Annotated in this window: 18 protein-coding genes, 1 pseudogene and 1 riboswitch; of the genes and pseudogenes, 10 read left to right on the top strand and 9 right to left on the bottom strand. The window is 27.8% G+C overall.

The features are described 5' to 3' along the window. The first annotated feature begins 3 nt into the window (after positions 1-3). The 5 genes from I2E98_RS02235 to prfB all read left to right on the top strand — a co-directional run bounded on the left by I2E98_RS02235 (position 4) and on the right by prfB (position 6,665). Positions 4-996, top strand: coding sequence for a hypothetical protein (locus I2E98_RS02235; protein ID WP_195467341.1), 993 nt, complete (start codon positions 4-6; stop codon positions 994-996). Next, entirely contained in the window at positions 969-1,655 is a 687-nt protein-coding gene (locus I2E98_RS02230) for a ComF family protein (protein WP_195467340.1), read from the top strand. Before I2E98_RS02235 ends, I2E98_RS02230 begins: the two co-directional genes overlap by 28 nt. Positions 1,656-2,092: 437 nt before the next feature. After that, positions 2,093-2,620: a ribosome-associated translation inhibitor RaiA gene (gene raiA / locus I2E98_RS02225; RefSeq protein WP_195467339.1), complete on the top strand. Its 528-nt coding sequence runs from the start codon at positions 2,093-2,095 to the stop codon at positions 2,618-2,620. 308 nt (positions 2,621-2,928) lie between these two features. Then, positions 2,929-5,442: a preprotein translocase subunit SecA gene (secA, locus tag I2E98_RS02220; protein WP_195467338.1), complete on the top strand. Its 2,514-nt coding sequence runs from the start codon at positions 2,929-2,931 to the stop codon at positions 5,440-5,442. Between the two features lie 121 nt (positions 5,443-5,563). Further along, positions 5,564-6,665 (top strand): peptide chain release factor 2 gene (gene prfB / locus I2E98_RS02215; RefSeq protein WP_195467337.1). Its coding sequence is split into 2 segments (ribosomal slippage): positions 5,564-5,641 and positions 5,643-6,665, totalling 1,101 coding nucleotides; the frame shifts between segments, so codons are not numbered across the junction. Between the two features lie 21 nt (positions 6,666-6,686). Here the strand turns inward: prfB and I2E98_RS02210 are convergent. Further along, positions 6,687-8,204, bottom strand: coding sequence for a M28 family metallopeptidase (locus tag I2E98_RS02210; protein WP_195467336.1), 1,518 nt, complete (start codon positions 8,202-8,204; stop codon positions 6,687-6,689). Positions 8,205-8,271: 67 nt separating this feature from the next. Beyond that, on the bottom strand, positions 8,272-8,604 hold the full coding sequence (locus I2E98_RS02205; protein ID WP_195467335.1) for a hypothetical protein: 333 nt from the start codon (positions 8,602-8,604) through the stop codon (positions 8,272-8,274). A gap of 141 nt (positions 8,605-8,745) precedes the next feature. On the opposite strand from I2E98_RS02205, the gene I2E98_RS02200 reads away from it, so the two are divergent. After that, positions 8,746-10,908 (top strand): Tex family protein, encoded by a 2,163-nt coding sequence (locus I2E98_RS02200; protein ID WP_195467334.1) that lies wholly within the window; start codon positions 8,746-8,748, stop codon positions 10,906-10,908. 85 nt (positions 10,909-10,993) lie between these two features. On the opposite strand, the gene I2E98_RS02195 is transcribed toward I2E98_RS02200, so the two are convergent. Beyond that, on the bottom strand, positions 10,994-11,182 hold the full coding sequence (locus I2E98_RS02195) for a hypothetical protein (protein ID WP_195467333.1): 189 nt from the start codon (positions 11,180-11,182) through the stop codon (positions 10,994-10,996). A 543-nt stretch (positions 11,183-11,725) separates the two neighbouring features. On the opposite strand from I2E98_RS02195, the pseudogene I2E98_RS16155 reads away from it, so the two are divergent. Beyond that, positions 11,726-12,204: pseudogene (locus I2E98_RS16155) on the top strand (tRNA 4-thiouridine(8) synthase ThiI); the annotation flags it as partial. A gap of 573 nt (positions 12,205-12,777) precedes the next feature. Here I2E98_RS16155 and I2E98_RS02185 read toward each other — a convergent pair. The 3 genes from I2E98_RS02185 to I2E98_RS02175 all read right to left on the bottom strand — a co-directional run bounded on the left by I2E98_RS02185 (position 12,778) and on the right by I2E98_RS02175 (position 13,775). Beyond that, positions 12,778-12,981, bottom strand: a complete 204-nt coding sequence (locus tag I2E98_RS02185; RefSeq protein WP_195467332.1) for a class IIb bacteriocin, lactobin A/cerein 7B family — start codon at positions 12,979-12,981, stop codon at positions 12,778-12,780. Positions 12,982-13,005: 24 nt separating this feature from the next. Further along, positions 13,006-13,221: a hypothetical protein gene (locus I2E98_RS02180; protein WP_195467331.1), complete on the bottom strand. Its 216-nt coding sequence runs from the start codon at positions 13,219-13,221 to the stop codon at positions 13,006-13,008. 86 nt (positions 13,222-13,307) lie between these two features. Beyond that, a complete protein-coding gene (locus tag I2E98_RS02175) occupies positions 13,308-13,775 on the bottom strand; it encodes a transcriptional regulator (protein WP_195467330.1) in 468 nt (155 codons plus the stop codon). Positions 13,776-13,931: 156 nt separating this feature from the next. On the opposite strand from I2E98_RS02175, the gene I2E98_RS02170 reads away from it, so the two are divergent. From I2E98_RS02170 to I2E98_RS02160, 3 genes are all read left to right on the top strand, one after another. Further along, positions 13,932-16,178 carry a peptidase domain-containing ABC transporter gene (locus tag I2E98_RS02170; protein ID WP_195467329.1) on the top strand — a complete coding sequence of 749 codons (2,247 nt, stop codon included), beginning with the start codon at positions 13,932-13,934 and terminating at the stop codon, positions 16,176-16,178. Further along, positions 16,178-16,624: a hypothetical protein gene (locus I2E98_RS02165; RefSeq protein WP_195467328.1), complete on the top strand. Its 447-nt coding sequence runs from the start codon at positions 16,178-16,180 to the stop codon at positions 16,622-16,624. The genes I2E98_RS02170 and I2E98_RS02165 overlap by 1 nt, the downstream gene beginning before the upstream one ends. An 86-nt stretch (positions 16,625-16,710) precedes the next feature. Next, positions 16,711-16,825, top strand: a riboswitch (FMN riboswitch). Between the two features lie 204 nt (positions 16,826-17,029). Beyond that, on the top strand, positions 17,030-17,614 hold the full coding sequence (locus I2E98_RS02160; protein ID WP_195467327.1) for an ECF transporter S component: 585 nt from the start codon (positions 17,030-17,032) through the stop codon (positions 17,612-17,614). Between the two features lie 21 nt (positions 17,615-17,635). Here the strand turns inward: I2E98_RS02160 and rimI are convergent, their stop codons facing one another. The 3 genes from rimI to tsaE are packed head-to-tail and all read right to left on the bottom strand — an operon-like array spanning position 17,636 to position 19,240. After that, positions 17,636-18,082, bottom strand: coding sequence for a ribosomal protein S18-alanine N-acetyltransferase (rimI, locus tag I2E98_RS02155; RefSeq protein ID WP_195467326.1), 447 nt, complete (start codon positions 18,080-18,082; stop codon positions 17,636-17,638). Then, positions 18,066-18,782 (bottom strand): tRNA (adenosine(37)-N6)-threonylcarbamoyltransferase complex dimerization subunit type 1 TsaB, encoded by a 717-nt coding sequence (gene tsaB, locus I2E98_RS02150; RefSeq protein WP_195467325.1) that lies wholly within the window; start codon positions 18,780-18,782, stop codon positions 18,066-18,068. The genes rimI and tsaB overlap by 17 nt, the downstream gene beginning before the upstream one ends. Next, complete coding sequence (tsaE, locus tag I2E98_RS02145; protein ID WP_195467324.1) at positions 18,779-19,240, bottom strand: tRNA (adenosine(37)-N6)-threonylcarbamoyltransferase complex ATPase subunit type 1 TsaE; 462 nt, start codon at positions 19,238-19,240, stop codon at positions 18,779-18,781. Before tsaE ends, tsaB begins: the two co-directional genes overlap by 4 nt. Positions 19,241-19,368 lie beyond the last annotated feature (128 nt).

Raw genomic sequence — 19,368 nt, 5'->3', positions numbered from 1 at the left:
ACTATGAATTATAAGGAATTGAGAAATGCTTTTAAAAGAATAAATAAATGGTATGCAAAAAGAACTAAGGTATTAACTTTAAAGACAAGACCTTTTAACACTATGGAAATTTTCTCTAATATAATAAATAAGGCTTTATATGAAAATAGCAATATTTTATATGTATTTTGTAGTGAAGAGAATGAGTGTATAGAGGAAAAGGTTAATTGTATATATGAATTTGTAGATGAAGCTATAAGTAGTAAGCAGTTAGATAGTAATCTACATTGCATAGGGATAAATGAGATAGGAAGTATAAGTGAAACTTATGATTTAGTTATAGTTGATGATATAACTTTATTTTCAAAAATAAGTAATGAATATATTAGAGAGTCTATAGAAAATATTTATTGGAAAAGTAATAAAATTATAATTTATTCAATCGAATATATCTTTCCTATAGGAGAGAAAATTGATTTACCTTATATATTATCAGAAGAGCCTATGGTAGAACCAAGATTAATGAGCACTAGGATACGTTTAGAGGAAAATATACCTTTATCTTTATTTGAGTACTTTAAATGGTTTAAGGAAAATAAAAGAATAGTACTGGTAGTTGTACCATCTGAAGAAAAGTTAAATAAAGTTTATAATCATTATTACCAGGTATTAAGAGAGTTAGATATTAGAGTAGTTAGGTATACTAAGAATCAAGATTTTAGCTTTATAAAAGAAATTATAGATGGATATAGTGATTCGTTGTTTATAGTTACTAATAATTGTGGCCAATATATGAATAATATTGTAAATGTAAATATAATAATATTATTTGCTGATGATATTTACTATTCATATAAAAGGATAGTTTATATGTGTGCTTCAATTAATAGTACTAGAGAGATTCAGTCAGAACTAATAATGGTTTCAAAAGAGATTTCTCAGGACATGGATAATGCAAAAAGTATTACTAGAGAATTTAATAGGAGATTATGGGAGAAGCAATATTTAAAATCATAAGTAAAATTTTAAGTTTAGATTCCTTTAATAAGGTCATATTGAAAATATATAATGAAGTTTTAGATATAATTTATCCGCCAGAAGAAAAGTGTATAATTTGTAGTGCAGATGGGTTTATAGGATTATGTCCATATTGTAAAAGTAGTATTAATAGAGCGGCAGTTGAAAAAGATAATTTATCATATGGATTTTATGGAGGAGTTATAAAAACTTTAATTTTAAAGTTTAAATATGAGAGTAATTTTACTGCAGGATACTTATTATCAAACTTCTTGATAGAGATGATAAAGGAAGAAAAGATTAATGCAGATGTTATTTGTTATGTTCCTATGACAAAAAAAGCTGAGAAAAAAAGAGGTTTCAATCAGTGTGAATTAATTGCAAGAAATATAGGATATCATACTAATATACCGGTAAGTAACTGTATTAAAAAGATAAAGGATACTAAGGAACAAAAAACATTGACAAAGGAAGAGAGAATTACAAATCTAAGAGGTGTTTTTAAAATTAATAGCGCTAATGATATAAAAAATAAAAATGTTATATTAATTGATGATGTTATGACAACTGGAGCAACTATTAGTGAATGTAAATATATATTAAAAAAATCTGGAGTAAAACAAATTATAGTATTGACAATTGCTAAAAGCAATATATAATATTAATGTAAAGTTAGGTCTGTGGATGAAAGTCGATGCCAGTCGCAGGCAAAACGATCCACGTAAGTTAAACAAAGTTTTAATGAGCATGGTGCGGTATAGAAGTAAGTCCTGCCAGTAGAGATACTGAGAGTGTTAGTAGTGAGAGGTTAATTCCGGGTAGCGAAAGCTCCAGCAGGCGAGTGTGGGGTCAAAATCCAGGTCAGCTAACTTTATAAAAAAACATCAATTCATATGAATTGATGTTTTTTTATTTTTAATAATGAGATAATTGAAGATAAAATGAGTTATGTAGAGTAAATAAGTTTAAATTTTCTGTAAATTTAGAAAATAGTCTTTGAGGAATAATATTACAAATGGTAAAATATATATATAAAATAAATATATATTGAAGTCTTAAGTAGTATAATTATAACTTAAAGAGAGGGGCTGACCTTATGAGAGTAACAGTAATAGGAAAGAACATTGACGTGACACCTGCATTAAAGGAAATAGTAGAAAGAAAGATTTCAAAATTAGACAGATATTTTGAACCTAACGTAGCAGCAAGAGCCACATTAACTGTTCAAAAGAATAGCCAAATTTTTGAGGTGACAATACCTTTTAATGGTGTGATTTTAAGATGTGAAGAATCAACAGATGATATGTACAAGTCTATTGATTTAGTAGAAACAAAATTAGAAAGACAAATTAGAAAACAAAGAACTAAGCTACAAAGAAGAAGTAATGAATCTTTAAGGTTTAGCAACTTTGATGAAGTTGCATCGGAAGAAGATGATCAAGGAGAAATAGTAAAAGTTAAAAAGTTCAATATAAAACCAATGAGTACAGAGGAAGCTATATTACAAATGGAACTTGTTGAACATAATTTCTTTGTATTTAAGGATTCTGATACTGATAATGTTAATGTTATATACAAGAGAAAAGATGGAAATTATGGACTTTTAGAACCAGATTATATTTAATGATTATAAGTAAGGAGAGTGTTATTAACATCTCTCCTTATTTTTATATAGATTTTAACTTTTATTTAGTTATAGTCATAGTAGAAGTTTTGGGGAAATAAAATAGGATGTTATAGTAAAAATTTACTTTAAATTTAAGTAGATACGTTTTTTGTTGAATTATAAATACTATAAATGGTATAATTTATTAAGTAAAATATTAAAAGGGTAACCTATGTAAATAAAAGTTAGATAAAATAGATGAAATAATTATTTAATCGTACATTCTTATAGTATTTATGAATGTAGATATTGAAAGGAACTATATTATGGGATTTTTAGAAAAACTTTTTGGAACATATAGCGAGAGGGAAGTTAAGAAACTTCAATCAATTGCAGATAAAATAGAATCTTTAGATGAATCTATGCAAAAATTAACAGATGAGGAGCTTCAAGCTAAGACTATAGAGTTTAAGGAAAGAATAAAAAAAGGTGAATCTTTAGACAGCATCTTACCAGAAGCCTTTGCTGTTTGTAGAGAAGCTTCAAGTAGAGTTCTTGGAATGAAGCATTTCAGAGTTCAATTATTAGGAGGAATGGTTCTTCATCAAGGTAGAATAGCTGAGATGAAAACAGGTGAGGGTAAGACTCTTGTTGCAACATTACCGGCATACCTTAATGGATTAACTGGAAATGGGGTTCATGTAATAACAGTAAATGATTATTTAGCAAAAACTCAAATGGAAGAAATGGGGGTATTATATAACTTTTTAGGATTAACTACTGGTTGTATAATTCATGGAATAACTCCAGATCAAAGAAGAGCTGCTTATGCATGCGATATAACATATGGAACTAATAATGAGTTTGGATTTGATTACTTAAGAGATAATATGGTAATACATATGGAAGAAAGAGTTCAAAGAGCGCTTAACTTCTGTATAGTGGATGAGGTTGACTCTATTTTAATAGATGAAGCTAGAACACCACTTATTATTTCAGGAATGGGTGATAAATCTACTAAATTCTATAATGTTGCGGATAATTTTGTTAAAACATTAGTAAATGAAAAAGATTTTACAGTAGATGAAAAAGCTAATGCAGTTTTATTAACTGATAATGGTATTATTAAAGCTGAGAAATATTTTGGTATAGAAAACTATGCTGATTCTCAAAACTTAGAATTACAACACTATGTTACACAAGCTTTAAAAGCTAACTATACAATGAGAGCTGATAAAGACTACATGGTTAAAGATAATGAAATAGTTATAATTGATGAATTTACAGGAAGACTTATGGAAGGTAGAAGATATTCAGATGGACTTCATCAAGCAATTGAAGCTAAAGAGGGAGTTAAAATTCAAAGAGAATCAAAGACTTTAGCTACAATAACATTCCAAAATTACTTCAGAATGTATGCCAAGTTATCAGGAATGACAGGTACTGCATTAACAGAGGAAAATGAATTTAGAGAAATATATAATTTAGATGTTATAGTAATACCAACTAATAAACCAGTTCAAAGAATTGACCAATCTGATATGGTTTATAAAAATTCTGCTGGAAAATATAAGGCTATAGTTGATGAAGTTGTGAAGTCACACGAAAAGGGGCAACCAGTACTTGTGGGTACTGCGAGTGTTGATAAATCGGAATATATTTCTTCTTTATTAAAGAAAAGAGGAATTAAACATCAAGTTCTTAATGCTAAATATCATGCTCAAGAAGCAGAAATAATTTCTCACGCAGGGGAATTAGGTATGGTTACTATTGCTACTAATATGGCAGGTAGAGGTACTGATATTAAGCTTGGAGAAGGAGTTAGAGAAGCAGGTGGATTAAAAGTTCTTGGTACTGAAAGACATGAATCAAGAAGAATAGATAATCAACTTAGAGGTAGATCAGGACGTCAAGGTGATCCAGGTGAATCAATATTCTTTATATCATTAGAAGATGATTTAATGAGAATATTTGGTTCTGAAAGGATTCAGGGAGTTATTGATAAATTAGGTCTTGAGGAAACAGAAGCTATAGAAAGTAAAATGGTTACTAAAGCTATAGAAAATGCTCAAAAGAAAGTTGAAGGAAATAACTTTGATATAAGAAAGAATCTTCTTGGATATGATGATGTTATGAATCTACAAAGAGAAGTTATTTATAGACAAAGAACTGAAGTTTTAGAAGGCAAGAACTTAAAAGAGCAAATTGAAGGAATGATAGAAGAAGTTATTTCTGATTCTGTAAATTCACATTTAAGTGGAGAAGTACAAGATATAGAAGCTGAAATTAAAACATTACTTCAATACTTAGAAGAAATTTGTTTACCGCATGGTGTTATAACTGCTGATGAATTAGCAGATTTATCTAATGAACAAATAAAAGATAAGCTAACTGAGATTGTTATGAATATCTATAAAGGTAAAGAACTTGAATTTGGTGAGGAGCAATTAAGAGAAATTGAAAGAGTAGTTCTTTTAAGAGTTGTTGACCAAAAATGGATGGCACATATTGATAATATGGATCATTTGAAACAAGGAATGGGATTAAGAGCATATAAGCAACAAGATCCAATTCAAGCATACCAAATGGAAGGTAGTGCAATGTTTGAAGAAATGATTGAAGGAATTAAACTTGAAACTGTTAAATTCTTATTCCATGTAAGAGTTGAAAGACCAGTTGAGAGAGAAAAGGTTGCTGAAGAAACGTCTGCAAGTCATGGAAGTGATGACAAGAGTTTAAAGAAAGAACCTGTAAAAAATGATAACAAAGTTGGAAGAAATGATGTATGCCCGTGCGGAAGTGGTAAAAAGTATAAGAACTGCTGCGGTAGGGAAGTATAGATAGTTTCAAGTGATAAGTTAAAAGTGGCAAGTTAATGTGGGGGAGAGAGTTATAAATATTACTACATCTAACTTGTCACTTGTCATTTGGCACTTGTCACTGAATGAAGGGGTGATTTTTTTGTTAATTAAGTTAGAACAAGAGCTAACTAAGGTTAGTGGTTTAAAAGAAACATTAAAGGAAATGGGGGCTTCACTTTGACAAGGAAGGCCTAGAAAAAAGATTCCAAGAGCTTGAGCTTCAGATGCAAGAAAAAGGATTTTGGGATGATATAAAAAGAGCAGAAGATGTTACTAAAGAAAGTAAAAGTATTAAAGATAAAATAGATAGATATGAAAGTTTAGTAAGTAGATTAGATGATGTTGAAATATTAGCGGAACTTGCAGAAGAAGATGAGGAAACTGTAAATGAAGTTATTAGAGAAATTAGAGATATAGAAAAATTAGTAGAGGAATATAAGATAGAGCTTCTTTTATCGGGAGAATATGACAGAAATGATGCTATATTGAATTTGCATGCTGGTGTTGGTGGAAGTGATGCTAATGATTGGACACTTATGCTTCTTAGAATGTATACTAGATGGTGTGAAAAGAAAGGTTATAAAGTTGAGACTTTAGATATACTTGAAGGTGATGAAGCTGGAATAAAAAGTGCTACACTAAGGGTAAAAGGCGAATTTGCATATGGATATTTAAAGGCTGAAAAGGGAGTTCATAGATTAGTAAGAATATCTCCATTTAATGCAAATGGAAAAAGACAAACATCATTTGCTTCTATAGAAGTATTACCAGAGCTTACAAAAGATCAAGATATAGATATTAGACCTGATGATTTAAAAATAGACACTTACAGAGCAAGTGGAGCTGGTGGGCAGCACGTAAACAAAACAGAATCTGCAATAAGAATTACTCATATTCCTACTGGAATTGTAGTTCAGTGTCAAAGTGAAAGAAGTCAGTTTTCAAATAAAGATACAGCAATGTCTATGTTGAAATCAAAGCTTATAGAACTTAAGGAAAGAGCCCATAAAGAAAAAATAGAGGATTTAACAGGTGAATTAAAAGATATGGGATGGGGAAGTCAAATAAGATCATATGTATTCCATCCATATAATATGGTTAAGGATCATAGGACAAATGAAGAAACATCAAATTTAAATGCTGTTATGAATGGAGAAATAGATCAATTTATAACTACATATTTAAAGAGTATATCAAAATAAAAAAAGTGCATTGCACTTTTTTTATTTTGATATTAGTTTAAAATTTTTAAGTGTAATAATTATTATTGAAAATCCAAATATAAGAGTTACTATAATAGAATCATTATATCCCCTAGCATAAAATATACAAGAAGTTATAACAGATATTAATGCAATTAATGCGAAAAATCTAGAACCATTTTTATCAGTTATAATTTTACTCTTATCAAATAATCCCCAAGCAATTAATATAATTAAAATAATAGATATCCATAATAATGAATGTGAACTATATACAAATCTAGTAAATGTACTATAGCAAGAAGTTTTAATTTCTTCATCAACTATACTATACACAGTATCAATGGCATTAGTATCTATATAATCAATAGTATCATTAGGCGTATGAATTCTTGTTTTGTCACTATGACAGAAACTAACAGCATCTATATTTAAATTATTAAAACTTGCATGATCACTAGAATCCTCATAAAGAACTTCATAACTTACATTATTAGAATCACAAATTTCCTTTAATGAATTTAATAATTCTGAATTTGTGTTCTTAAATTTACTTCCTTGCATGAAGCTTATAGGATAATCAACGCTACCAATCATATCGAAGTTAATTACTTTTGAATCTTGTATATTAAATAAGTTAGATTCGGCAAAGGCCTTAGAACCTAATAATCCAAATTCCTCTGCATTTAAGGCAACAAAAATTATATCTCTTTTTGGCTTTCCATAAGTAGCAAAACTTCTACTAAGTTCTAATAAGAAAGAAGCACCAGAAGCGTTATCTAATGCTCCTGAGTAGGTATTTCCTAATCCATCTTTTCCAAGGTGATCATAATGAGCAGTTATTATAAAAGGAGCTAACTTTGAGTTTGAACCTTTAATTACACCAATAATATTTGATATTGTTTTTTCCTCTTCCTCAAATGGAATATGAATTGATATTTCTTTTCCTTGGCTTAAGCTATTAGATATTTTTTCAAATGCACTATTGGATACCATTATTACTGCATCCTTTGCAAAATCGCTAAAAAATGAACTTCTAAATGAAAAATTATTGTTTTTAGGAACATATATTAAAAATTGTCCATCATTACAACTCACTTCCATATATGCTAGATAAGAATTTACCTTGTCTGCATTTGAAAAATTAAATGTATTATTTTTAAAATTAATCATATCTTCTTTAAAGTCAACGCCATATTTTAATTCTTCTTCAATTTCTCCATTAGATTCTATTTTTAAATATGGAGAAGTATTAGTTATAACAGGACATATAGTATTAAAAGTTTGAGTATAGTTACCATCATTGTTTAAGGTAGTTAACCCGCTATCTATAAACCTATTTTTTATTATTTCTCCTGTCATTGAATTTTCTGTGCTTCCTGCTAATCTTCCAGCAAGTGTATCTGAGGATAAAACATAAATATTACTTAGAACATTACTAGAATCAAATGGTGAATAAGTATTATTAAGATATATTGTAAATAGCAATATAAAGGATATTATTGATAATAGAGGGAAATATATAATTTTTTTCTTCATAAAAAATACCTCACTAATAGTATTATATTAAATACTATTAAATGAGGTGTTACATTATGATAATAAATCATGCCTTATTTTGAATAAGTTCAAATAAACATTGAAATAATGAAAATAAAATACAAATATAAATGAAAACGTTAAGTTGGTTATTAAGAACAGAAAGCACACCACCAATTATTATGCTACATAATGTAACTATATTTATAAATTTAAGAAAATTTGATTTACCAGTTAATATTTCTTTAATAGCAACAAATAAAATCATTATAAAAGTTAAAAATATAAAGATTTTCTTTAAATCTGTAGAGAATTCAATTACGTAGAGTTGATTTAAGAATAAAAGAGTAATAAAAACTATAAGTAGTATATTTAGAAATCTATTAATAAATTTATTCAAAGAAGCTCCCTCCTTAACAACTGAATGGAAAATATTTACAATTAAATTATACTATTAGCTTTACTTAATATCAATAGTGTAAAATTATGTTATACTAATTATTAGAGTTAAACTTATAATAAAATTTTATAGGAGGAAAGTATGGTAAATATAGAAGAAAGGCTAGTTAAAGAGTTAGGAATAACTTTAAAACAAGTTCAAAACGTAATTAAATTATTAGATGAAGGAAACACAGTTCCTTTTATCTCTAGATATAGAAAAGAACAAACTGGTGGATTAAGTGATGATGTTTTAAGAAAATTCTTTGAAAGATTAACTTATCTAAGAAATTTAAAGGAAAGAAAAGAAGATGTTTTAAGATTAATAGATGAGCAAGGAAAGTTAAATGATGATATAGTTAAAGCTTTAGAAAAGGCTGACACTTTAACAGAAGTTGAAGATATTTATAGACCTTATAAACAAAAGAAGAGAACAAGAGCGACAATAGCTTTAGAAAAGGGATTAAAGCCATTAGCTGATTTAATTCTAGAAGGAACTTTTAAAGGTGATATAAAAGAGGAAGCTAGTAAGTATATAGATGAGCAAAAGAAGGTACTCACTACAGATGAAGCTATAAATGGAGCTTTAGATATAGTAGCTGAGGTAATTTCTGATGATGCAGGATTTAGAAAATGGATAAGAGAGCTTGTAATGAGGGAGGGAAAAATAGAATCAAAAGGATCAAGTGAAGAACCAACACCTTTTGAAATGTACTATGAATATAGTGAAGATGTTAATAAGATTCCTGCTCATAGAATATTAGCTATAAATAGAGGAGAAAAGGAAAAAGTATTATCTGTTAAAATAGTAGCTAATGAAGAGAAAATAATAACTTATCTTCAAAATAGATTATTAAAAAATAATGAAGTTACTGATGAATATTTAAAGTTAGCAATTAAAGATTCTCTTAAGAGATTAATATATCCTTCAATAGAAAGAGAAATAAGAAGTGAATTAACAGATAAAGGTGAAGAAGGAGCAATATTAATATTTAAAGAAAACTTAAAGGCTCTTTTAATGCAAGCACCGATAAAGGGAAAGGTAGTTATGGGGTATGACCCAGGGTTTAGAACTGGATGTAAGGTTGCAGTTTTAGATTCTACAGGTAAATTCTTAGAAAAAGCTACAGTATATCCGACTTTACCTAAAAATGATGTAGAGGGTACAAAGAAAATATTAAAAGAACTTATATATAAATATGATGTAGATGTTATTTCATTAGGAAATGGTACTGCATCTAGGGAATCTGAAGAAGTAGTTTCTGAAATGATAAGTGAAATTAAAAAGGAAACTGGAAAAGAACTAGCTTATGTAATAGTATCAGAAGCAGGGGCATCTGTATATTCTGCATCAGAACTTGCTGCTAAGGAGTATCCAGACTTAGATGTTACTATAAGGGGAGCTATTTCTATTGGAAGAAGACTTCAAGATCCTATGGCTGAGCTTGTAAAGATAGATCCTAAAGCAATTGGGGTTGGGCAATATCAACATGATGTTACTCCAAAGAAATTAGATGAATCATTAGCAGGTGTAGTTGAAGACTCTGTTAATAAGGTAGGGGTTGATTTAAATACTGCAACACCATCACTTTTAACTTATATTGCAGGGATAAATGCATCAATTGCAAATAATATAGTTGCATATAGAGACGAGGTTGGAGGATTTAAGAGCAGAAAAGAATTATTAAAGGTTAAGAGATTAGGACAAAAAGCTTATGAACAATGTGCAGGATTCCTAAGAGTTATGGAAAGTAAGGAGCCTTTAGATAATACTTCAGTTCATCCAGAATCATATGAAGTAGCAGGAAAGCTTATTGAGATTTTAGGATACACTAAGGAAGATTTAAGAAATAGAAATTTAAATGATATAGAAGAAAGAGTTAGCTCAAATGGATTAAATAATCTTGTTAGTGAGCTTGAAATTGGAGAATTAACTTTAAAAGATATAATTAAAGAATTACAAAAACCAGGAAGAGATCCAAGAGAAGATATGCCTAAGCCAATTTTAAAAACTGGTGTTATAGATTTGAAGGATTTACAACCAGGAATGGAGCTTATGGGAACTGTAAGAAATGTATCAGACTTTGGTGCTTTTGTTGATATTGGTGTTCACCAAGACGGATTAGTTCATAAGAGTCAAATGGCTAATAAGTTTGTTAAGCATCCACTTGATATAGTTAAGGTTGGAGATGTAATTAAAGTTAGAATTATGGAAGTTGATGAAAAGAGAAAGAGAATTTCATTAACTATGAAGGATATAGAATAATACTATTTATTATAAAGAATGTTGTTAGATGGGTAAAAATCCCCATCTTTCCATTTTTTTCTTGACTTTATTAATAGAATTAAATTCAATATATCTTTTTATTTTTTTTATATTTATATAATTTAATTGTAGCACTAATAAACCAAAGTATAGTATTTACTACTAAAAATGAAATATTAAATAATGGAGCATTACCAGTTAGTGCTTTTATAGTAGCAATAAAAGCAAAGGTTGATACTAAATAAGTTAATATTATTTCAAGTTTGGGATTCAATAGATTATCCTCCTTAATATTTTAATATCTATAGTAGGAGCCATAGCTTGTGTAACTGAACATGTAGTAGATATTTTAGGAGCTACTATAGTTAGTTCATTTTCTTTAATAAATGAATAAATATTATTCATTTATTTTTGTACTTTAGTTTGTGTTAAAGTTTTTCTAAATGATAATAAATTATTTAAATGTAATTCTTGGCATATTTTTATAATTTTTATCCCTCTATAACTAATCATTTGATTTTCTTAAATATTTACAAAAAATACAATAACATGTTTATAAGATTAAGTAAATATTTTACAATAAAAATATTATAAATATAATAAAAAGGAGAAGAATATGAGAGTGTTTAAAAATATTATTGTATAAAATAATAAAACTGAAAATCAAAATTTTAATTTTATAATTTGAAGTTTCATCTATGAAGAATGAATAGATGTTTCATTAAAAAAGTGGAGTAGCTTGTTTAGCTACTAAAAGTAAACAATATGGGTTGAATATACCAATATCGAAAATAAGAGAAGTAGCAGGATATTTAAAAAAATACTTTCAAACTATACAGAGAGAGTTAATTTATTATAGTTCCATTTATAGAAATTCAATTAGATATAATAAAGAAATGTAGACAAGATGAATTAATTATATTAATGAGAAGATTTATGATGAGATGTGCTTGTAGTTTAGCTGAAAAAATGGAGTACAATCAATTTCAAGTGGAGAAAGTATAGGGTAAGTTGCAAGTAAAAATTTAGAATGGTTAATAGTAAATATTGATTGTGCAGATAGACCAGTGTTTAGACCATTAATTATAATGGATAAAGGTGATATTATGGGTATAGCAAATGAAATAGGAACATATGAAACTTCAATTTTACCATATGAATATTGTTGCACAATATTTGTACCAAAACATCCTAAAATAAAGCCACAATTAGAGGCAATATGAAAAGCTGAGTCAGTTTTAGATATAGATGCGATCGTAAAAGGCTATTAATAAAACTGAACTAGTATTGTTTTAATAATTAAGTTGTTTTTTTGATAATCTTTAAATAAATTCAACTTATTTTGCAATATTTGAGCTTAAGTATATTAAGAAAAAAGATTGTGAAAGGATAGGGGAAAATTAACATAAGAAAAGCTAAATGAGCAAAAAATTAATTAATGCAATATGAAATTTCAAGTGGATTTAAGAATATTAAAAATTCAAAGAAATGGACAACAGTTTTTGGTGGAGAAAAATGTGTTGCTAATTAATAAATATAAAAAATAATAAAAGGAGTTGTACACTAATATTTAGTGCGACAGCTCCTTTTATTATTTTTTATATTAATCAACAAAATGAAAATATTATTTTTTTTTATAAATTGAATAAACTGCACATAAAGTTGATAATAGCAAAATAAATATTTTTAGATATTTATTAATATTAATATTATATATACTTAAAAAATTTAATATTATTATTGAAAATAAAGGCATTAAAGCCAAAAAAGTAAAATTTATATTTTTATTCATTTAAGTCTCCTTTAACATAAATGTGAAAGAAAATAAATAACAAAAAATATGTTTTTGTACTATTTATATAAGTTATTTTAATGTATTGATCCACAAGTACAAGGACCACTTCCAGCACGATTTAAGGCGGCTTTTTCACCAATTTGTGAAATTAGCTTTACAGCTCCCACTAGGGTTATGCCTAGTCCAAGCGCTACAATAAGTATCACCCATTCAGCAACGCCACCGTTTATATCATTTAATTCTGAGTCATTAAGTGTATAAAAATTTGTATTCTCCATTAAATCACCCCTATATATAATAATCTAATAAAATAAGTAGTAACCTACAGCAGTTCCTATTAAAAAACAACCTAATGTGGGAACCCAAAGAGGGGTAGTAACAATACCTGCTATACCTAGTAAAGCAGCACCAGCAATCGAAATACCAGTGAAAACTCTATCCCAATTTATACCACCATTTATTAATTCTAAATCATTATTTTCAATAGCTAAAAAGCTATTATTTAAAGTCATTTCCATAATTAAAATCCTCCATTTTATTTTATATATTTATAATAAACTTCTTAAATTTTGGCGCCTTCTATTAAGAAGAGTATTAACGTAAATTAAATTATGTTAGGACTTATAGATAAATAAATATCAGCTTCATATTTATCTAATTCATCTTGAGTTTTTATTTCATTAAGATTTACTGTGTATAAACTACTTATAGGCATAAGAGATTTTTCTTTTATATATTGTTGAATTAACAATATATTTTGTTGCATACCTTGAGGATTACCTCTATGCTTAACCTTTAAGCAGTTTGTAAGTTTAAATGTTCTTTTAAACTTGTACATATCAGTTTCATTAAATTCCTTATCTACTGGAATTAATATTTCAATATCCATAGTAGGAACAATAGCTTGTGTAATTGAATAAGTTGTTGATATTTTAGGTCCAACTATAGTTAATCCATTTTCTTTAATAAATGAATCAATATCATTCATTTCTTTTTGTACTTCAGTTTGTGTTAAAGTTTTTCTAAATGATAATAAATTATTTAAATATAATTCTTGGTATATTTCTATCATTTTTATCCTCCTATAACAAATTATTCCACACTGTTTCAAAAAAATTCACAAATAAATAATAACATGTTTACAAAAAAAGTAAATAGTTTACAATAAAAATATATTATTACAAATTTAGATAAAAATATTATAAATACAACAATAAGGAGAAGAAGAATGAGAGTATTTAAAAAATATCATTGTATAAAACAACATGATATAAAAGATTGTGGAGCAGCTTGTTTAGCTACTATAAGTAAACAGTATGGATTAAAGATACCAATATCGAAAATAAGAGAAGTAGCAGGAACAGATATGAATGGAACTTCTGCATATGGAGTAGTTAAAGCAGCTGAGACTTTAGGCTTTACTGCAAAGGGAGTTAAGGCATCAAAACCAGAGGATATATTTTCAGAATTTCCAAAGCCAGCAATAGCTCATGTTATTGTAGATGGATCATTACTTCATTATGTAGTTATACATAAAGTAACTAAAGAAGAAATTTTAGTGGCAGATCCAGCTAAGGGAATAGTTAAGTATAAGCCAGAAGATTTCTTTAAAATATGGACAGGTGTATTAATTATTATGGTACCAGCCCCTGCCTTTGAAAAAGGGGATGAAACTAAGGGGTTATTTGAGAGATTTTGGGGACTTATAAAAGTTCAAAAGGGACTATTAGGAAATATATTTGTATCATCTATATTAATTACTATTTTAGGTATAATAGGTTCATTTTATTTTAAATTTTTAATGGATGATATACTCCCTAATAATTTAAATAAAAGTTTATTAGTAATATCTATAGCAATGATTGGACTATCAATTTTTAAGATAATAACAGAATTCTTCAGAAGTCTATTACTTATTCATATGTCGCAGAATATAGATATACCATTACTTTTAGGATATTACAACCATGTTATAGATTTACCTATGAACTTTTTTGGAACAAGAAAAGTTGGGGAAATAATTTCTAGATTTAATGATGCAAGTAAGATAAGAGATGCAATAAGTTCAGCGACACTTACATTAATGATAGATACATTAATGGCAGTTGTTGGTGGAGTCATTCTTTACATGCAAAGTTCAACATTATTTTTTGTTTGTATTATACCTATAATTTTATACTTGGCATTAGTATTTATATTTAAAAAGTCACTTGAAGATGTAAATAGAAATGTTATGGAAGATAATGCAAGATTAACTTCTTATTTAGTAGAGTCCATTGAAGGTATAGAAACTGTAAAAGCTTTCAATGGTGAAAGAAAGGTTAATTTGGAAACAGAAAAGAAATTTGTTAAGTTTATAAAATCAGTATTTAAGTATGGATATGTAAATAATCTTCAAGGGTCACTTAAAAATACTGTAAAAGGTATATTTGGAATATGTATATTATGGCTTGGTGGATATTTAGCATTAAAAGGAGATATAACAGTAGGTACATTACTTAGTTTTAATTCATTACTTGCGTATTTTATAGAACCAATAGAAAGAATGATAAATTTACAGCCAGAATTACAAAGCGCAATGGTTGCGGCAGATAGATTAGGGGAAATACTTGATTTAGAATTAGAAAAGTCTAAAGATGAAGATAAAAAGATAAATCCTAAAACATTACTTGGAGATATAAATATTAAAAATATTGATTTTAGATATGGTACAAGGCAATTAGTATTAAAAAATATAAATATGAATATTAAACCAGGAGAAAAGATTGCATTAGTAGGGGGAAGTGGTTCGGGAAAAACTACTATTGCAAAGCTTTTAATGAATTTCTATGGTGTAGAAAAAGGAGAAATTATATTAAATAACTACAATATAAAAGATATTAATAAAGAAGCATTAAGAGATAAAATATCGTATATATCGCAAGATTCTTTCTTCTTTAGTGGAAGTATAAAAGAAAACTTACAATTTGCAAATGAAGAGGCTACTTATGAAGAAATAATAGAAGTTTGTAAACAAGCACAAATACATGATTTTATAAATTCATTACCACTTAGATATGAAACTCCTTTAGAAGAAAAAGGAACTAATCTTTCTGGTGGTCAAAGACAAAGACTTGCTATTGCAAGAGCACTTTTAAAGAAGCCAGAAATTTTAATAATGGATGAAGCTACATCTAATCTTGATTCTATAACAGAAAAGGCAATAGAAAAGACTATTGAAGAATGTACAAAAAATGTAACTACAATAATAATTGCACATAGATTAAGTACAATTATGAGATGTGACAGAATATATGTTATGGATAAAGGTGAAATAATAGAGGAAGGCAACCATGAACAATTATTAAGAAAACAAGGTTATTATTATAGATTATGGACTGGACAAACATTAGAAGAATTAAATGAAGCAGCATATACAAAATTAGAAGAAAAAACAGCTATTATAGCAAATCCTTTCATAGGAGGTTTAAATTAATGAAATATAAAATAGAAGAATTAAAAGATATAACAGACTCAAGAGAAATAATGCAAAGTAAACCTCAAGGTTTTTCAAAATATATGATGTATATAATAATATTTATATTAAGTGCAGTAGTTTTATGGTCATTAATTGCCACTAAAGAGATTAGTATTAAAGCAAATGGAGTAGTTAAGCCTAGTGAAGAGATTACGAAAATATCATCCACTATAAATGGAAAAGTAACAACTAATATAGAAAAAATAAGTGTTGATGCTAAAGTAAGTGAAGAGCAAGGTACTAGTTACTATACTGGCGTTTGTAGTATTCCAGTAACTTCAATGCAAAATAAAAAAGGTACTAGTATAGACATAAAGACTGGAATGTTAGTACAAGCTAGAATAATAAATAGGGAAGTTTCTTATTTTAGATATTTCTTAGAGAAGATAAACATATTAGATTGATACATTTTAAATATTTAATTAGGTAGTATATATAAACCACTTGAAATATACAAAATTTAGTAATATAATAAAAATAAATAATAAATAAATATCTTCAGGGCAGGGTGGAAGTCCCTACCGGCGGTATAGCCCGCGAGCAATTTTTGCAGATTCGGTGTAACTCCGAAGCCGACAGTATAGTCTGGATGAAAGAAGGTAAAAAGCGATTTAATGAATATAACTATTGTTATATTTATTTATAGATTTGTATTTTATGCCCTGATGTATTTTACATCAGGGGTTTTTTTCGTAAAAAAGTGCTTCGCAATTTAGTTAAAAGGTGAATTGAAATGAAGGAAATGTACAAACTATAAATAATATTAAACGCTAATGCCCCAGAGGATAACTTTTGGGAGGAGAAAGAGTATGAATTCATCAAAAAACTTAAACAAAATGATTAAAATTTCTTTATTAGCAGCTATTGCAGTGGTATTAATGTATTTTGATTTTCCTATAATACCTGCATTTCCATGGCTAAAAATTGATTTAAGTGAAGTTCCGGCTTTAATGGGGGGATTTGCATATGGACCAGTAGCTGGGGGAATAATAGTTATATTAAAGGTATTTTTAAGATTTTTAATAAAAGGAACAGAAACTGGTTTTGTAGGAGAGACTGCAAATATTATAGTTGGACTTGCGTTAGTTGTTCCAGCAGCTTGGATATATAATAAAAAGAAAAGTAAAAAGACTGCTATATTAGGTATGTTTATAGGTGCGGTAGTTATGCAAATTTTAGGGATAATTTCAAATGTATATTTCTTATTGCCTGCATATGGAATGCATTTAGAAGGAACTGCATTAATAAATTATATATTTTTAGGATTAGTACCTTTTAATGGAGTAAAGGCATTGATAGTTTGTATAGCAACATATTTACTATATAAAAGAGTATCACGTGCAATATTTAATGTTGATAACAAGTTTGAAGCAAGAAAAAAAGAGATAGCTTAATAATAAAAGAGGATAGCAATGCTATCCTCTTTTCCACATTATAATGGCATCTTCACCATTGTCTGAATAATATCCTTTTCTTATACCTTCTTCTTTAAAGTTGAATTTTTTATAAAGATTTTGAGCAGGGATATTTGAAGCTCTAACTTCTAAAGTAATATCTTCACAATTAAAAGTTTTGCACACATCAAATAATTTTATCAACAAATTTGAAGCAATGCCTTGTTTCCTATATTTTGAGCTTACAGCAATATTTGTAATATCACCTTCCCCAGCAATTATCCACACTCCAACAAATCCAACTACTTTACCTGTGGATAAATCTTGCGCAATTACATATTTTGCTAATGGGTTATTTAGTTCATTATTAATAGATTCTAAAGTCCAAGGAATAGCAAAACATTCTTTACTTAATTCATATACACCATTTGCATGGTTTTCATCCATAAGACTATAATCTATTTTCATTTTTCATAGCCAGCCTTTGTTCAAGTTCTCTTTCAGCTTGAGGTTTTTTAATATAAAGTGGAGCAGAATTCATATCATCAACTTCACCAATCTTAATTTTTTCCATACCAAGCTCTCCTAGAGAAGAAGCTCTAATAATACTTAAATGATTTGGAGCAAATTCACAGTTATTAACATTTTTGATTAAGAACTCTTTATGTTTAGATACACCATCACCAGTGAATATAACTTTTTCGCCTTTTTCATTTAATATATCTGCAAGTTCAGTTAATTCTAAAGCAGTACATTCAAGCACTTTAACTAACTTACCATCTATATTTTTATAAAGACCTGTATATACGCTATCTCTTAATGCATCCATAATTGGGCATATTATGCCATCAAATGTAATTAAAGAGTTTGCTAGTGCATCTAAACTTGAAATTGAAACATAAGGTTTGTTAGAACCCATGCTTAATCCTTTAATGGTTGCCATTCCGATTCTAAGACCAGTAAATGATCCAGGTCCCTTAGAAACTACAAAACCATCAACTTCACCTATATCAACTTGACAGTCTTTTAATAGCATTTCTATTTTTTCCATTAAGATAACAGAATGCTCTCTTTTAAAGTTTAAAGTATATTCACCAAGTATAAATTCATCCTTAAGTAAAGCAACTGTAGTTACTAAAGATGAAGAGTCAACGCTTAAAACTATCATATTTTTAACTCCTTTATATAATCATATCTTTCTCCATATGGAGTTATAGTAATTTTTCTATAATCTTCGCCTTTTTCTAAATCTTTTTCTATATAAATATGTAAAAAATCCTTTGGAAGTATTTCTTCTATATAGTTTGCCCATTCTATAATTGAAACTGCATCAGAAAAAATATAATCATCAAATCCTATTGCATATATTTCATCAGGATCTGAAACTCTATATACATCAAAATGATTTAATTTTAAACGACCAGAATCATATTCATTTACAATAGTAAAAGTAGGACTTGTTATATAATCAGTTATTTCCAAACCTTTAGCAATTCCCTTAGTTATATGAGTTTTACCAGTACCTAAATCTCCAGTTAAACAAACTATGTCACCAGATTTTAATAGTTTACCAAGGGCTATTCCAAGGTTAGTAGTTTCCTCCACGCTATTAACAGAAAAAATCATGTTAAAATCCTCCCTTTTTTAATTAACTATTTTATATTTTATCCAAAAAGTAAGAAAAAGAAAAGAATAATAGAAAAATAGTAGAAAAAAATATTGCTTTTATATTTAACATAATGTATAATAAGTTT

Source organism: Clostridium sp. D43t1_170807_H7, from assembly GCF_015555905.1.
Lineage (GTDB): Bacteria > Bacillota > Clostridia > Clostridiales > Clostridiaceae > Clostridium.
The sequence above is the reverse complement of the archived record's forward strand: the minus strand, read 5'-3'. Positions and strand labels throughout refer to the sequence as shown.

What these genes read in the sequence shown, in the direction of transcription:
- rimI (WP_195467326.1), bottom strand. Translation starts at nt 18,082, where the DNA reads ATGAAAATAGATTATAGTCTTATGGATGAAAACCATGCAAATGGTGTA.
- I2E98_RS02210 (WP_195467336.1), bottom strand. Translation starts at nt 8,204, where the DNA reads ATGAAGAAAAAAATTATATATTTCCCTCTATTATCAATAATATCCTTT.
- I2E98_RS02230 (WP_195467340.1), top strand. Translation starts at nt 969, where the DNA reads ATGGGAGAAGCAATATTTAAAATCATAAGTAAAATTTTAAGTTTAGAT.
- tsaE (WP_195467324.1), bottom strand. Translation starts at nt 19,240, where the DNA reads ATGATTTTTTCTGTTAATAGCGTGGAGGAAACTACTAACCTTGGAATA.
- I2E98_RS02160 (WP_195467327.1), top strand. Translation starts at nt 17,030, where the DNA reads ATGAATTCATCAAAAAACTTAAACAAAATGATTAAAATTTCTTTATTA.
- I2E98_RS02170 (WP_195467329.1), top strand. Translation starts at nt 13,932, where the DNA reads ATGAGAGTATTTAAAAAATATCATTGTATAAAACAACATGATATAAAA.
- I2E98_RS02180 (WP_195467331.1), bottom strand. Translation starts at nt 13,221, where the DNA reads ATGGAAATGACTTTAAATAATAGCTTTTTAGCTATTGAAAATAATGAT.
- I2E98_RS02165 (WP_195467328.1), top strand. Translation starts at nt 16,178, where the DNA reads ATGAAATATAAAATAGAAGAATTAAAAGATATAACAGACTCAAGAGAA.
- tsaB (WP_195467325.1), bottom strand. Translation starts at nt 18,782, where the DNA reads ATGATAGTTTTAAGCGTTGACTCTTCATCTTTAGTAACTACAGTTGCT.
- I2E98_RS02235 (WP_195467341.1), top strand. Translation starts at nt 4, where the DNA reads ATGAATTATAAGGAATTGAGAAATGCTTTTAAAAGAATAAATAAATGG.
- secA (WP_195467338.1), top strand. Translation starts at nt 2,929, where the DNA reads ATGGGATTTTTAGAAAAACTTTTTGGAACATATAGCGAGAGGGAAGTT.
- raiA (WP_195467339.1), top strand. Translation starts at nt 2,093, where the DNA reads ATGAGAGTAACAGTAATAGGAAAGAACATTGACGTGACACCTGCATTA.
- I2E98_RS02185 (WP_195467332.1), bottom strand. Translation starts at nt 12,981, where the DNA reads ATGGAGAATACAAATTTTTATACACTTAATGACTCAGAATTAAATGAT.
- I2E98_RS02175 (WP_195467330.1), bottom strand. Translation starts at nt 13,775, where the DNA reads ATGATAGAAATATACCAAGAATTATATTTAAATAATTTATTATCATTT.
- I2E98_RS02200 (WP_195467334.1), top strand. Translation starts at nt 8,746, where the DNA reads ATGGTAAATATAGAAGAAAGGCTAGTTAAAGAGTTAGGAATAACTTTA.